13 protein-coding genes and 1 tRNA gene are annotated in these 14,213 nt (G+C 67.8%); 8 read left to right on the top strand and 6 right to left on the bottom strand.

The genetic code is table 11. The annotated features are described in order from the left end of the window. Positions 1–461: 461 nt before the first annotated feature. Positions 462–1,307 carry a methyltransferase domain-containing protein gene (locus tag ACWEH3_RS09900; protein ID WP_450015181.1) on the bottom strand — a complete coding sequence of 282 codons (846 nt, stop codon included), beginning with the start codon at positions 1,305–1,307 and terminating at the stop codon, positions 462–464. Between the two features lie 327 nt (positions 1,308–1,634). Between ACWEH3_RS09900 and ACWEH3_RS09895 the strand changes: the two genes are divergently transcribed. Further along, positions 1,635–2,300: a class I SAM-dependent methyltransferase gene (locus tag ACWEH3_RS09895; protein ID WP_450015180.1), complete on the top strand. Its 666-nt coding sequence runs from the start codon at positions 1,635–1,637 to the stop codon at positions 2,298–2,300. 10 nt (positions 2,301–2,310) lie between these two features. Further along, positions 2,311–3,126 (top strand): class I SAM-dependent methyltransferase, encoded by an 816-nt coding sequence (locus ACWEH3_RS09890; protein ID WP_450015179.1) that lies wholly within the window; start codon positions 2,311–2,313, stop codon positions 3,124–3,126. A gap of 59 nt (positions 3,127–3,185) precedes the next feature. Here ACWEH3_RS09890 and ACWEH3_RS09885 read toward each other — a convergent pair whose 3' ends face one another. Continuing rightward, entirely contained in the window at positions 3,186–3,785 is a 600-nt protein-coding gene (locus tag ACWEH3_RS09885; protein WP_450015178.1) for a TetR/AcrR family transcriptional regulator, read from the bottom strand. Between the two features lie 61 nt (positions 3,786–3,846). Between ACWEH3_RS09885 and ACWEH3_RS09880 the strand changes: the two genes are divergently transcribed. Continuing rightward, entirely contained in the window at positions 3,847–5,211 is a 1,365-nt protein-coding gene (locus ACWEH3_RS09880) for a flavin monoamine oxidase family protein (protein WP_450015177.1), read from the top strand. A 20-nt stretch (positions 5,212–5,231) separates the two neighbouring features. On the opposite strand, the gene ACWEH3_RS09875 is transcribed toward ACWEH3_RS09880, so the two are convergent. The 4 genes from ACWEH3_RS09875 to ACWEH3_RS09860 all read right to left on the bottom strand — a co-directional run bounded on the left by ACWEH3_RS09875 (position 5,232) and on the right by ACWEH3_RS09860 (position 6,972). Continuing rightward, positions 5,232–5,306 (bottom strand) — tRNA-Val (locus tag ACWEH3_RS09875). A 17-nt stretch (positions 5,307–5,323) separates the two neighbouring features. Then, positions 5,324–5,788, bottom strand: coding sequence for a peroxiredoxin (locus ACWEH3_RS09870; RefSeq protein ID WP_355072739.1), 465 nt, complete (start codon positions 5,786–5,788; stop codon positions 5,324–5,326). 77 nt (positions 5,789–5,865) lie between these two features. Beyond that, positions 5,866–6,288 (bottom strand): DUF3052 domain-containing protein, encoded by a 423-nt coding sequence (locus tag ACWEH3_RS09865; protein ID WP_039796889.1) that lies wholly within the window; start codon positions 6,286–6,288, stop codon positions 5,866–5,868. A gap of 126 nt (positions 6,289–6,414) precedes the next feature. Then, a complete protein-coding gene (locus tag ACWEH3_RS09860; protein ID WP_450015176.1) occupies positions 6,415–6,972 on the bottom strand; it encodes a hypothetical protein in 558 nt (185 codons plus the stop codon). A gap of 214 nt (positions 6,973–7,186) precedes the next feature. On the opposite strand from ACWEH3_RS09860, the gene aceE reads away from it, so the two are divergent. The 5 genes from aceE (at position 7,187) to ACWEH3_RS09835 (ending at position 14,177) form a co-directional block, all read left to right on the top strand. After that, positions 7,187–10,102: a pyruvate dehydrogenase (acetyl-transferring), homodimeric type gene (aceE, locus tag ACWEH3_RS09855; protein WP_450015175.1), complete on the top strand. Its 2,916-nt coding sequence runs from the start codon at positions 7,187–7,189 to the stop codon at positions 10,100–10,102. A gap of 11 nt (positions 10,103–10,113) precedes the next feature. Then, positions 10,114–11,448 (top strand): PucR family transcriptional regulator, encoded by a 1,335-nt coding sequence (locus ACWEH3_RS09850; RefSeq protein WP_450015174.1) that lies wholly within the window; start codon positions 10,114–10,116, stop codon positions 11,446–11,448. Positions 11,449–11,576: 128 nt separating this feature from the next. Next, positions 11,577–12,491 (top strand): ACP S-malonyltransferase, encoded by a 915-nt coding sequence (locus ACWEH3_RS09845; RefSeq protein WP_450015173.1) that lies wholly within the window; start codon positions 11,577–11,579, stop codon positions 12,489–12,491. 122 nt (positions 12,492–12,613) lie between these two features. Next, positions 12,614–12,916, top strand: coding sequence for a meromycolate extension acyl carrier protein AcpM (acpM, locus tag ACWEH3_RS09840; protein WP_039796877.1), 303 nt, complete (start codon positions 12,614–12,616; stop codon positions 12,914–12,916). A 10-nt stretch (positions 12,917–12,926) separates the two neighbouring features. Continuing rightward, positions 12,927–14,177 carry a KasA/KasB family beta-ketoacyl-ACP synthase gene (locus ACWEH3_RS09835; RefSeq protein ID WP_450015172.1) on the top strand — a complete coding sequence of 417 codons (1,251 nt, stop codon included), beginning with the start codon at positions 12,927–12,929 and terminating at the stop codon, positions 14,175–14,177. Positions 14,178–14,213: the final 36 nt, after the last annotated feature.

Genomic DNA, 14,213 nt, shown 5'->3' with positions numbered 1-14,213 from the left:
CGTTTTCACTCGATTCCCTGTGTATGCGACTTGATCACTCCCGCGCATACGTATCCGCGTGGGTACCGGTGGCCGTCGCTACTTCCCATGGACCACCCGTTTCGGAGGTAGCCGTGACCGGGTGGTATCTGCCGGCGGTCGCTGTCGGTGCGGTTGTGCTCGCCGCATCGATCGGCGTCGCGTTATGGCTTCGGCCTGTTCGGCTGCCGGAGGGGCGCAGCGTAGAAGAGATCACCCGACGGGTGCAGCGGGAGCGGACCGACATGGACACGACTCTTTGGCCGATGGGTCTTCCGCATGACGCGCCCGATCACGCGCTGGGTGTGGGGGAGGCGCGGATGACCATGCAGCGGCACCGTGCTTGCCGCGTGGGTGAATGTCCGAGTAAGACGGCGGCGTGCCGGTGGAGGCCGATCGCATCCGGCCGGATGCCGGGCGGCAGAGGTGAGGGGCCGGGCGGTTCACTCCGCTCGGTGGGCGAGCACGGCGAACATGGTGACCGAAAGGTGGTAGTCGCCCCTGGCGACGCCCGCCTCCATGGCGGCGAGCAGGTCGCGGCCCTCCTGCTCGGAGATCGCTCCGACCTGACTCGCTGACGCGATCATCTGGATGTACAGCGGGAGGGCGGTGTCGGGATTCCAGATCACCGCCTCCGAGCCCATGTCGTCGATGGTGAAACCGGCAGCGGTGAGCAGGCCGCGCAGGCGGCGGCCCGACGCGGGGTTGGGGGTGGTCGCGAGCATCGCCTTGGACAGGCGGGCGAGCACATCGGGGTCGCCGGGATGGGCGATCACGGTGTGCCAGTCGGTGTCGATGAGCAGCACACGGCCGCCCGGTCGCAGGACGCGGGCGACCTCGCCGGTGGCGGCCGCCGGGTCGTCCAGGTGCTGGTAGACCCGCTCGCAACGCACCGCGTCGAAGTAACCGTCCGGAAACGGCAGGTTGTACGCGGTGCCTTCGACGAAGCGGGCACGGGAGTCGGCGGTCTCCGCGCGCCCACGGGCGATGGCGAGCATCGCGGGATTCGGGTCGACTCCCACCGCGTCGCCGTCGGGGCCGACCCGGTCGGACAGCTCGATCACCTCGGTGCCGGTACCGGCCCCTATGTCCAGTACCCGCTCGCCCGATTGCACGGCCAAGGCCTCGTGCCCCCACGCACGCATGCGCCGGATACCCGGCAGCGCGGCTTGCAGGTCGAGCATGCCGACCAGCGCGGCCATCGGGTCGTCGTCGGTGGTGCTGCGGGAAGCGTCCGGAATCGCGTTCACGTGGAACGACGGGATAGGCGGCGAGGGATCGCTCGACATGGTCCGACACTAACCCTGCGCCGCCGTCGACGGCAGTGCGGTCGACCCGTCGCATGCGGTGTCCACGTCGCCTTTTTCCGAACAGGAGTTCATCCCTGGGAGAGACGGTCCGGTTGCGCTGGTAAGTGATTCGGCCTGCACGCCGCGGTGGGGCGGGACTGCTGTAGCGTTCCGGTCTTCGTCCGTCGCCTCGCCGACCTTGCTCTTGGCTGATCACCGTTGGTCGCGGACCTCCCGGGCGCGGTTCGACGATCGGCTCGGTGTGGATCCTCCGGAGTTCACCGTTGGACATTGGCGATGCTGCCCGCCCGGCGTACCGTCTAGTTTGTGAGCAGTGGCGCCGTGTCGGGGGCAGCGGTGAAGGGCTCGGATCCGTGGGCCCGGGCTTTCGCTGCGCTGTACGACCCTCTGTTGTGGATGGGCGAGAGGGCGGGTATGGGCGCTCGCCGACGAGATCTGCTCAGCCGTGCGAGGGGGCGAACCGTCGAGCTGGGCAGCGGTACCGGTCTCAACATGGGGTACTACCCTGACGACCTCGAAGAACTGATCTTGACCGAACCGGAAGCCGCGATGCGGACGCGGTTGGCGCGCAAGCTGCGGCGCAGTGGACGCCGGGCACGTGTGCTCGACGCATCGGCGGAACAACTGCCGTTCGAGGACGAAACCGTGGATACGGTCGTCTCAACGCTCGTGCTGTGTACGGTCGACGACCCCGAACCGGTGTTGCGCGAGATCGAGCGTGTGTTGCGCCCCGGCGGCCAGCTGCTGTTCATCGAGCATGTACGTTCGGAGTCGCCGCGACTCGCCCAGTGGCAAGACCGCCTCGCCGCCCCGTGGCGCCGCTTCGCGGAGGGTTGCCACTGCAACCGTGCCACCCTCGAACTCATTCGGGGATCCGGGCTGAAGCTCGAAGACGTACAGGAAGCGTCGTGGCGGGGGGAGCCCCCGATTATTCGACCCCTGATCCTGGGTGCGGCCACCAAGAACACCTAGGGAGCGTCCGATGACCGAGTCCGGCTCCGCGGATCTCGAACAGCGGCATCGCGCGATGTGGGCACTGGGCGACTATCCGTCCGTCGCCACCGAGGTCATCCCTGGACTGGGCAGGCGTCTGGTCGATGCCTGCCGTATCAGCGCTGGTCAGCACGTGTTGGACATCGCGGCCGGGTCCGGCAACGCCGCGATCCCGGCGGCGGAGACCGGTGCGGAGGTCGTGGCGAGCGACCTCACGCCGGAGCTGTTCGAGGCGGGTCGGCGTCTCGCCGCGGAAAGGGGTGTCGAGCTGCGGTGGCAGCAAGCCGATGCCGAGGCATTGCCCTACGCGGATGCCGACTTCGATACCGTGATCTCCTGCGTCGGCGTCATGTTCGCGCCTTTCCACCAGGCGGCCGCGGACGAAATGGTGCGTGTGACCAAGCCGGGCGGCACGATCGGGCTGATCAACTGGACGCCCACCGGATTCATCGGGCAGATGTTCGCCACGATGAAACCGTTCGCTCCGCCACCCCCGCCCGGCGCCCAGCCGCCCCCGCTGTGGGGCGACGAGACGCACGTGCGGTCGCTGTTGGGCGATCGCGTCACCGATCTGGAGTTGCGGCGCGAAAACGCGGTCATCGACCGCTTCGCCGACGGCGCCGAGTTCCGCGACTTCTTCAAGTCCTATTACGGCCCGGCGGTCGCGGTGTACAAGGCCATCGCCGCCGAGCCCGACCGCGTCGCACAGTTGGACCGGGACCTCGCGGAACTAGCTGCCCGACATGACCTGGGCAATGGGCGCATGGAGTGGGAGTACCTCCTGGTCACCGCGCGCCGCTCCTGAGCGACGGGGAATGGAACCGGGCGTTCGTGCCACATCGCTCCCCCTCCCCGGCGGGTTCGTCAGGAAGTCGCGCCGATCGCCAACCCTGCGAGGAGATCGTGCACAAGGCTTGCCGCCTGCTCGTGAGCGCGTTGCCGATCATCGGTCTCGGCGATGGTCAGCGACAGTTCGGTCAGGGCCCCATAGAAGGCACTTGCCAGTAGTGCGGCGGGGTAGGGACGGATGAGCGCGGCATCGAGCAGATTCCGCACCGCCTCGACGACCAGGCCGCCGAGATGGCGTTGGTCGAGTTCACGCCAGCGCTGCCAGCCGAGACCGATCGGTCCCTGGCGGAGCACGATGTGCCGGTAGTCGGGTTCGGCGCAGACGTCGAGGAACTCCCGCACACCGCGGTCGACCCGGTCGAACGGGTCCGAGGCCGAGTCGATCGCGGTGCGGATGCGTTGCGCCGCCCGGGTCTCCAGATCGTCGACGATCGCCTCGAACAGCCCCTTCTTGCCGTCGAAGTGGTGATACAGCGCGCCGCGGGTGAGGCCGGTGGCGCGAACCAGCTCTTCCGCCGACAGATCCGCGTACTCGCGTTCGGCGAACAGCCGCCCCGCGGTCTCCAGCAGCGCCTGGCGCGTGTTCTCCGCGTACTTCTCGCGAAACGACTCCATGCGATATGGATATCACATACAGTATGTATGTCAGATACAGACTGTACGAGAGTGGGTCGTAATGGGCGAATCAGTGGACGTCGTCGTTGTCGGAGCCGGGATAGCGGGTCTGGTAGCCGCCCGCGACCTGGCGCGAAGTGGTGCGGAGGTGCTCGTGCTGGAGGCGCGCGACCGGGTCGGCGGGCGGCTGCTGAACGGTGAACTGCCCGGTGGTGCGCCCATCGAGGTGGGTGGTCAATGGGTCGGTCCCGGCCAGCAGCACGTGCTCGCGCTGATCGATGAACTCGGCCTGAAGACCTTCCCCACGTACACCGCGGGCCGTCATATCGCCGAACTCGGCACGGCCCGCTCGGTATACACCGGCCGGATTCCCAAGCTGAACCCGCTGGCACTGGCCGACGTCGCGCAGATCCAGTGGAGGCTCGACCGGGTGGCGCGCCGGGTCGCGGCGGCGGAGCCGTGGCTCGCGGACCGGGCTGGAGTGCTGGACGCGCAAACCTTCGCCACCTGGCTGCGGCGGACCGCCCACACCTCCGCGGGTCGGTCGTTCTTGCAGCTGATCACCGAGGCGGTGTTCTCCGCGGAGCCGGAGGATATGTCGGCACTGTGGGCCGCCTACTACGTCGGCGCCGCCGGTGGGCTGGACGCGTTGATCAATACCGCGGGCGGTGCGCAGCAGGACCGCGTTGTCGGCGGTTCGCAGATCATCGCGTTGGCGCTGGCCGAGGAACTCGGTGACCGTGTCGTCCTGGGAACCGCGGTGACCGATGTCGAGTGGGACGTCTCGGGTGTCCGGGTCGTCGCGGGCGGCACGACCGTTCGCGCTCGTCGAGCCGTGATCGCGGTTCCGCCGCCACTGGCGGCGCGTATCCGCTTCACCCCCGGCCTGCCCGGCGATCGTGACCAACTCGTGCAGCGCATGCCGATGGGCCGGGTCATCAAAGTCAATGTCGTCTACGACGAGCCCTTCTGGCGCGAAGCGGGGCTGAGCGGCCAAGCCAACAGTGACCATCGGCCCCTGGGCACCGTCTTCGACAACACCCCGCTCGACGGTTCACCTGGTGTGCTCGTCGGCTTCCTCGAAGGACGGCACGCCGACAGAGGCGCGCGCCTCGACCTCACCGATCGTCGTGCACAGGTGATCGACGATCTCGCAGGTTACTTCGGGCCACGGGCCCGCAACCCCATCGCCTACATCGAACGCGATTGGGCCGAAGAGGAATTCAGCCGCGGCTGCTACGGCGCGTTCACCACGCCCGGCGCCCTCACCCGCTTCGGTCCGGCCCTGCGCACACCCATCGGCCCGCTGCACTGGGCAGGCACCGAAACCGCTACCCGGTGGGTCGGCTACATGGACGGAGCCGCCGAATCCGGCCACCGCGCCGCCCGCGAAATCGCTCCCGCGCTCGTCCGCGGTGGGGTGTAGCGGTTGGACCACGACTGCTGTGGTGGGCGCAGAGGGGATCGAACCCCCGACCGCTGGTGTGTAAAACCAGAGCTCTACCGCTGAGCTATACGCCCGTGCCGTTACCGGCGGCTTATGAATCTAGCGCGGCGAGCGCTTTCTCCCAAGCCGCCTGGTCACGGGGTTCTCCGGGGCCGTTCATCTCGGCGAAGCGGATGTAGCCCTCGCGGTCGACGACGAAGGTGCCTCGGTTCGGGTAGCCCGATTTCTCGTTGAAGACGCCGTAGGCCTGGGCCACCGCGCCGTGCGGCCAGAAGTCCGACAGCAGGGGGAAGATGTAGCCCTGCTCGGCGGCCCAGATCTTGTGCGTGGGCGGCGGGCCGACGGAGATCGCGAGGATCTCCGCGTTGTCGTTCTGGAACTTGGGCAGCTCGTCGCGCACCTTGCACAGCTCGCCCTGGCAGATGCCGGTGAAGGCGAGCGGGTAGAACACGATCAGGACGTTCTTCTTGCCCCGGTAAGCCGACAGGGTGACTTCCTGGTTGTTCTGGTCCTTCAGCGTGAAATCCGGCGCGACAGTGCCAACCTCTAGCGGCATAGCGAATCCTCCATCGTGTCGGGTCTCCACCGGGTGGGCGTGCAACACCACCCTGGTGGAAACCATAGCGCGGTGGCTCAACGCTGCTTCGAGGGCGCCTTGGGCTGCACGAGTCTGCTTCCGGTCCACGAGCCGAGGCTGATCGCCGAGGTCTGGGTCAGACCTGCGGTCGGTGCGGATTCGGCGATTTCACTCGGCTCGACATGGCCGGGTTGTCCAGTCTTGGGGGTAAGTACCCAGACGAAACCGTCGTCGGCGAGAGGGGCGATGGCGTCCATCAGGGCGTCGACCAGATCGCCGTCCCCATCGCGCCACCACAGCAGCACGACATCGATCACCTCGTCGGAGTCCTCGTCGACGAGTTCACCGCCGATCGCGTCCTCGACATCGGCCCTCAGGTCGTCGTCGACGTCCTCGTCCCAACCCAATTCCTGGACAACCAAGCCGTGTGAAATGCCAAGCTTCTGAGCGTAGTTCTGCGCGTCCGCCGCGGCGACCACGGTGGTGTCCTCCTCAACTCCCGACAGTAGGTAGTTGCAAGCGAACATGGTTATGGGCTTCAGCGCAAGCCGATCCGGCGAAATAGCTACCGAATGTCGCGTTGCGATGGTGTGTCAAGGGCTTTCTCAGCGCTTCGGACACGAGTCGCGGACGGCGTTGCGCGCGTCGTTGACGCGCTTGCTGGCGTCGTTGAGCGCCGCGACCGGGGCGGTGTAGGTCATCTTGCGCGTCTCGGCGGCCAGTGCGCGGGCCGCGTTCACGTATTCGGTGAACAGCGGCACCAGGTCCGTGGGCAGCGCCTCCTTGGCGGAGTTCACGCCGCTTTCCACCTTGTTCGCGGCGTCCTCGAGAGTCTGCGCCGCCGAGTCGCGCTTGGCGACGTAGTCCGGTGCGTTCGCATCGTGCGCGTCGACGAAATCGTTGTATTTGCTGACGCCTGCTCCGGTGATGGTGGGGAACTGGCCGCAGTTGTCGGAAATGGCCTTGGCCTGGGCCGCGGCGCGCCGGGATGAGGTCGCCGCCGCCGACGAGGACGCTGCCTCGGTCTTGTATGCCGCCAGATCGCTCGCGTTCGGACCCGCCACGCCTTCCACCCGGTTGGCGCACCCCGCGACGACCAATCCGACGGCGACCGCGCCGGTGGCGCACACCATTCCGAACCCGCGTGGGTTCAGCAGCTTCATCGTCCTCCCGCTCCTCAGGGCTGCCACGCTCGACATGCTCACCTTGCCTGTCGAACGGTACTGGATTTCCGGCTGACATGATGATTTGGGACGCGTCATCGGCAAGGATGGATGGTGCGCCCGAACCTTTCGTGAACGGGGGGTCCGCCAACCAGCGAACCCGCCCGGGGATACCGACGCCATCAGCATGTCCACCCCTGTACGAGGAGCAGATTTGACCGACCTGATCCACTCTTCCGCACCGGCGAAATCCGCTGGTACCAGCTCCGCTCCCGCGCCCGCCGCGAGCCGCGATCCGAACGGGTCGCACGCGCCGCAGCCGGCCGGACGGGTGCGGGTGATCCGCGAAGGGGTGGCGTCCTACCTACCGGACATCGACCCGGAGGAAACCAGCGAATGGCTCGAGTCGTTCGATGAGATGCTCGACCGGGAGGGCCCCGGCCGTGCGCGTTACCTCATGCTCCGTCTGTTGGAGCGGGCCGGTGAACGTCGGGTCGCCATCCCGTCCTTGACCTCCACCGACTACGTCAACACCATTCCCACCGAGAACGAGCCGTGGTTCCCCGGCGACGAGGAGGTGGAGCGCCGCTTCCGCGCCTGGATCCGCTGGAACGCCGCGATCATGGTGCATCGCGCCCAGCGCCCCGGCATCGGCGTCGGCGGCCATATCTCGACCTACGCGTCCTCGGCGGCGCTCTACGAAGTCGGCTTCAACCACTTCTTCCGCGGCAAGGACCATCAGGGCGGCGGCGACTCGATCTTCATCCAGGGCCACGCCTCGCCGGGCATCTACGCCCGCGCGTTCCTGGAGGGAAGGCTGTCGACCGATCAGCTCGACGGGTTCCGTCAGGAGTACAGCAACGGAGGCCCCGGCCACGGGCTGCCGTCCTACCCGCACCCCCGCCTGCTGAACAACTTCTGGGAGTTCCCCACGGTGTCCATGGGCCTGGGCCCGATGAACGCCATCTACCAGGCGCGCTTCAATCACTACCTGCACGATCGCGGTATCAAGGACACCTCCGACCAGCACGTGTGGGCGTTCCTCGGCGACGGCGAGATGGACGAGCCGGAGTCGCGCGGTCTCGCGCACGTCGCTGCCATGGAGGGTCTGGACAACCTGACCTTCGTCGTCAACTGCAACCTGCAGCGCCTGGACGGCCCGGTGCGCGGCAACGGCAAGATCATCCAGGAGCTGGAGTCGTTCTTCCGCGGCGCGGGCTGGAACGTCATCAAGGTGATCTGGGGCCGGGAGTGGGACGCGCTGCTCGGCGCCGACCGCGACGGTGCGCTGGTGAACCTGATGAACAGCACACCCGACGGTGACTACCAGACCTACAAGGCCAACGACGGCGCGTACGTCCGCGACCACTTCTTCGGGCGTGACCCGCGCACCAAGGCGCTGGTGCAGGACTTGTCCGACCAGGAGATCTGGAACCTCAAGCGCGGCGGCCACGACTACCGCAAGGTGTACGCCGCCTACGCGGCGGCGATGGCGCACAAGGGCCAGCCGACGGTGATCCTGGCCAAGACCATCAAGGGCTACACCCTGGGCAAGCACTTCGAGGGCCGCAACGCCACGCACCAGATGAAGAAGCTGACCCTGCAGGATCTCAAGGACTTCCGCGACCTGCAGCGGATCCCGATCAGCGACGCCGAGCTGGAGAAGGATCCCTACCTGCCGCCGTACTACCACCCCGGTATGGAGGCCCGCGAGGTCCAGTACATGCTCGACCGGCGCAAGGCGCTGGGCGGGTTCCTGCCCGAGCGGCGCGCCGCGGCCAAGCCGCTGAAGCTGCCCGGCGACGAGGCCTACCGCTCGGTCCGCAAGGGTTCGGGTAAGCAGAACGTCGCCACCACGATGGCCCTGGTGCGGCTGATGAAGGAGCTGCTGCGGGACAAGGAGATCGGCAAGCGGATCGTCCCGATCATCCCCGACGAGGCCCGCACCTTCGGTATGGACTCGTGGTTCCCTTCGTTGAAGATCTACAACCGCAATGGGCAGTTGTACACATCCGTCGACGCGGAATTGATGCTTGCCTACAAAGAGAGCGCCGTCGGGCAGATCCTGCACGAGGGCATCAACGAGGCGGGGTCGACGGCGTCGTTCACCGCGGCGGGCACCTCGTACGCCACGCACGGCGAGCCGATGATCCCGCTGTACATCTTCTACTCGATGTTCGGCTTCCAGCGCACCGGCGACGGACTGTGGGCGGCGGCCGACCAGCTCGCCCGCGGGTTCGTGCTCGGCGCGACCGCCGGACGCACCACGCTGACCGGTGAGGGCCTCCAGCACAACGACGGGCACTCGCTGCTGCTGGCCTCGACCAACCCGGCCGTGGTGACCTACGACCCGGCGTTCGCGTTCGAGATCGCCCACATCGTGCGCGACGGCCTGCGCCGCATGTACGGCGGCGGCACCCCGCCGCAGGGCTACGCGCCGCTGCCCGGCACCCATCCGCACGGCGGCCCCACCGAGTTCGGCGGTGAGGACGTCTTCTACTACATCACCCTCTACAACGAGCCGTACCCGCAGCCGGCCGAGCCGGAGGACCTCGACGTCGCGGGGCTGCTCAAGGGCATCTACCTGTACAAGCGCGGGGGTGAGGGCGCGGTCCGCGCCCAGATCCTGGTCTCCGGCGTCACCGTGCCGGACGGCCTGCGCGCGCAGGCGCTGCTCGCGCAGGAGTGGGGCGTGCAGGCGGACGTGTGGTCGGTGCCCTCGTGGGGCGAACTCCGCAAGGAGGCGCTCGACAAGGAGATCGCCGCGCTGCGCGACCCGGGCGCCGAGCCCGGGGTTCCGTACGTCACCGAGGCGCTGTCGCGGGTCGACGGCCCGTACGTGGCCGCGACCGACTGGATGCGCGCGGTGCCCGACCAGGTCCGCAAGTGGGTGCCCGGCGACTTCACCACGCTCGGCACGGACGGTTTCGGCTTCTCCGACACCCGCCCGGCCGCGCGGCGGGTGTTCAACGTCGACGCGCAGTCCATCGTGGTCGCCGCGCTGGCCGGCCTCGGCCGCACCGGCAAGATCGACCCGGCGAAGGCCGCGGAGGCGGCGGCGAAATACGGCATCGCCGACGTGGACGCCGCGCCGAAGGCGGCGGTGAGTTCGGACGAAGACCTCGCATAGCGGAATATTGGATGGTGGACCGTAAACCGCCGCGGCCGCGACGGATCTCCGAGGGCTCTTCCGAGCACGAGGTGTATCTGCCGACGGGCGCGCTCTCCCCGAACCGGCAGACCCGCGACCCCCTTCCGGACACGCTGCTCAAACGCGTGAAGCAGTTCTCCGGCCGCCTCTCCACCGAGGCGGTGGGGTCGATGCAGGATCGGTTGCCGTTCTTCGCCGATCTGGACGCCGCGCAACGGGCGGGCGTGCAGATGCTGGTGCAGACCGCGGTGGTGAACTTCCTGGAGTGGCTGCAGGACCCGGACAGCGACATCCGGTTCAGCCTGGACGCCTTCCAGGTGATCCCGCAGGATCTCGCGCGGCGGTTGACGCTGCGCCAGACCGTGGACATGGTGCGCGTCGCCATGGAGTTCTTCGAGCAGTGGCTGCCCGCGCTCGCGCGCAACGACCGGCAGCTGGTGGCACTGACCGAGGCGGTGCTGCGTTACGGGCGTGAGCTCGGCTTCGCCGCCGCCTCGGTGTACGCCAGCGCCGCCGAGTCGCGCGGCGCGTGGGACACCCGGTTGGAGGCGCTCGTCGTCGACGCCGTGGTGCGCGGCGACACCGGCCCGGACATGCTCTCCCGGGCCGCGACGCTGAACTGGGACGCCACCGCACCGGCGACGGTGCTGGTTGGCACGCCACCCGGGGAGCAGGGTGTCTCCTCGGTGGGGGCGGTGCATTCCATCGCGGCGCGGCACGGGCGGGCCGCGCTCGCGGTGGTGCAGGGCACCAGGCTGGTGATGGTGGTCTCCGGGCATCTGGGGGAGACCGCTCAGATCTCACCGTTCCTGGCCGACCTGCTCGCGGACGTGTTCTCCGATGGTCCGGTGGTGATCGGCCCGACCACCCGCACGCTGGGCGCGGCCCACGCCAGCGCGGTGGAAGCGCTGGCCGGGATGGAGGCCGTGGTGGGTTGGCGGGGGGCGCCGCGACCGGTGCACGCGGCGGAATTGCTGCCGGAACGCGCTTTGTTGGGTGATCGAGCTGCGATCGACGCGCTGAACGAGTACCTTGTCCTACCGTTGGCTGCGGCGGGGTCGTCGCTGGCGGACACTCTCGATGCCTACCTGGATTGCGGTGGAGCGGTCGAGACGTGTGCGCGTCAGCTGTACGTCCATCCAAATACGGTTCGGTATCGCCTCAAGCGAATCGCCGAGATCACCGGCCGGGATCCGATGAACCCGCGGGACGCGTACGTCCTCCGGATCGCCGCAACAGTGGGTCGTTTGACACGAACCCGTAACGAATCGTCAACTCCTGTCCCAGAAGTCACTTCGATCGCGTTGGGCCCCGAGGGCTTGTAACGCATCGGCGGAATCGGTCGATTCGGACAGCCCACGTGGTCTTTTGTGGAACTCCCACAAAACCGCTTCCGAAGCTTCATCCGCGTCGACATCTCGTGCGGCCCGCCTCACAGTGTTTTCTTAGAGGCGTGATCGCGTTGTTCGCCCCTGGACAGGGCTCTCAGACACCCGGCATGCTCGCGCCTTGGCTCGACCTTCCCGGCGCGAACGAGCGCCTCACGCTGTGGTCCAAGGCTTCCGGCCTGGACCTGGTCCGTCTCGGCACCACCGCGACGGCCGAGGAGATCACCGACACCGCCGTCACCCAGCCGTTGGTGGTCGCCGCCGCGCTACTCGCGTTCGCGGAGATCTCCCAGGACGAGCTGCCCGCCGCTACCATCGTCGCCGGGCATTCGGTCGGTGAACTCGCCGCCGCCGCGGTCGCCGGAGTCATCTCCGCCGACGACGCGGTCCGGTTGGCCGCGATCCGCGGAGCGGAGATGGCCAAGGCGTGCGCACTGGAACCGACCGGCATGTCCGCGGTGCTCGGCGGCGACGAGGCCGCCGTGCTCGAACGGCTCACCGAACTCGACCTCGTCCCGGCCAACCGCAATGCGGTGGGCCAGATCGTGGCCGCGGGTCGGTTGGACGCTCTCGCCGAGCTCGCCGCGAACCCTCCGGAGAAGGCCAGGGTTCGGGCGCTGCCCGTCGCGGGCGCGTTCCACACGGCGTTCATGGCGCCCGCGCAGGATGCTGTGACCGACGCCATAACGAAGATCACGCCGAACGAGCCGACCCGAACCTTGCTCTCGAACTTCGACGGCAAGCCGGTCGCGTCCGGACAGGACGCGATCGAGAAGCTCGCCGCGCAGGTCACCCGGCCCGTTCGCTGGGATCTGTGCACCGAGACCGTCCGGCAGGCCGCCGTTTCGGCGGTGGCGGAACTGCCGCCGGCGGGCACCCTCGTCGGCATTGCCAAGAGGGAGCTGAAGGGCACGCCCACGCTGGCCCTGAAGACCCCGCAAGACCTCCCCGCGTTGGCTGAGCTGACCGTGTCCGGCTAGCTTTCCTCCGCGACCATGCATCACATGATGCGAGGTCGTGATCGAGAGGCGGTAACTATTACCGCGCTCGATCCGAAAAAAACCAGTAGAGCCCTACAAAGTATCAAGAAGGGAGCCACGACGTGGCCGCTCTGACCCAGGAACAAATCGTCGAGGAACTCGGCAAGATCATCGAAGAGGTGACCGGCATCGAGCCCTCCGAAGTGACGATCGAGAAGTCCTTCGTCGATGACCTGGACATCGACTCGCTGTCCATGGTCGAGATCGCGGTTCAGACCGAGGACAAGTACGGCGTGAAGATCCCCGACGAGGATCTGGCCAGCCTGAAGACCGTTGGCGACGCCGTCAACTACATCCAGAAGCTCGAGGCCGAGAACGCTGAGGCGGCGGCCGAGCTCAAGGCCAAGTTCGACAACGCCGAGTAGGGCCGAAACTGTGACCACTCCTTCCACCTTGAACGGGAACTTCCCCAACGTCGTCGTAACCAGCCTTGCGGCGACCACGTCGATCGCGGGTGACGTCGATGCGACGTGGAAGGGACTCCTCAACGGCGAGAGCGGCATCGACGTTCTCGAGGATTCCTTCGTCGAGGAATACGACCTTCCGGTCCGCATCGGCGGTCACCTGAAGGTCCGGCCGGATACCCTGCTGTCCCGGGTCGAATGTCGGCGCATGGCCTACGTCGAGCAGCTCGCGACCGTGCTCGGTCGCGAGGTCTGGCGGAACGCGGGCAGCCCGGAAGTCGACCCGGAGCGGCTGGGTGTGGCCATCGGCACCGGATTGGGAGGCGGCGACGCCCTCATCGATTCCGTGGACAAGCTGAAGAACGGCGGCTATCGCAAGATTTCGCCGTTGGCTGTGCAGATGGTCATGCCGAACGGCCCCTCGGCCGTTGTCGGCCTCGAATTGAAGGCCAGGGCAGGAGTGGTCACTCCGGTCTCGGCGTGCTCGTCCGGCTCCGAGGCCATCGCCAACGCCTGGCGGATGATCGTCATGGGTGACGCGGACATGGTCGTCACCGGTGGCGTCGAGGGCTTCATCGACGCGGTGCCCATCGCGGCGTTCACCATGATGCGCGCCATGAGCACCCGCAACGAGGACCCGAAGGGCGCCTCGCGTCCCTTCGACAAGGATCGCGACGGCTTCGTCTTCGGCGAGGCGGGCGCGCTGATGGTCATCGAGACCGAGGAGCACGCGAAGGCTCGGGGCGCGACCATCCACGCCCGCCTGCTCGGCGCGGGCATCACCTCCGACGGCTTCCACCTCGTCGCCCCCGACCCGACGGGTGACGGCGCCGCGCGGGCGATGACCAGGGCGATGCAGTCCGCTGGTCTGACCAAGACGGACATCACGCACATCAACGCGCACGCGACCGCGACGCCGATCGGTGACACCGCCGAGGCGAACGCGATCAACAAGGCCGTGGGCAGCCACGCCTCGGTGTACGCGCCCAAGTCGGCACTCGGCCACTCGATCGGCGCCGTCGGCGCCCTGGAGTCCGTGCTGACCGTGCTCTCCATCCGCGACGGCATCGTTCCGCCCACGCTGAACCTGGAGAACCAGGACCCGGAGATCGACCTCGACGTGGTGAAGGGCGAAGCCCGCCGCCAGGAGATCGAGTACGCGATCAACAATTCCTTCGGATTCGGTGGGCACAACGTGGCGCTCGCCTTCGGTCGGGCATAGCCGCGCGATCGACTGCACAACGATTCCGGCGGGGCC

It is taken from the genome of Nocardia sp. NPDC004718 (assembly GCF_053601535.1).
The sequence above is the reverse complement of the archived record's forward strand: the minus strand, read 5'-3'. Positions and strand labels throughout refer to the sequence as shown.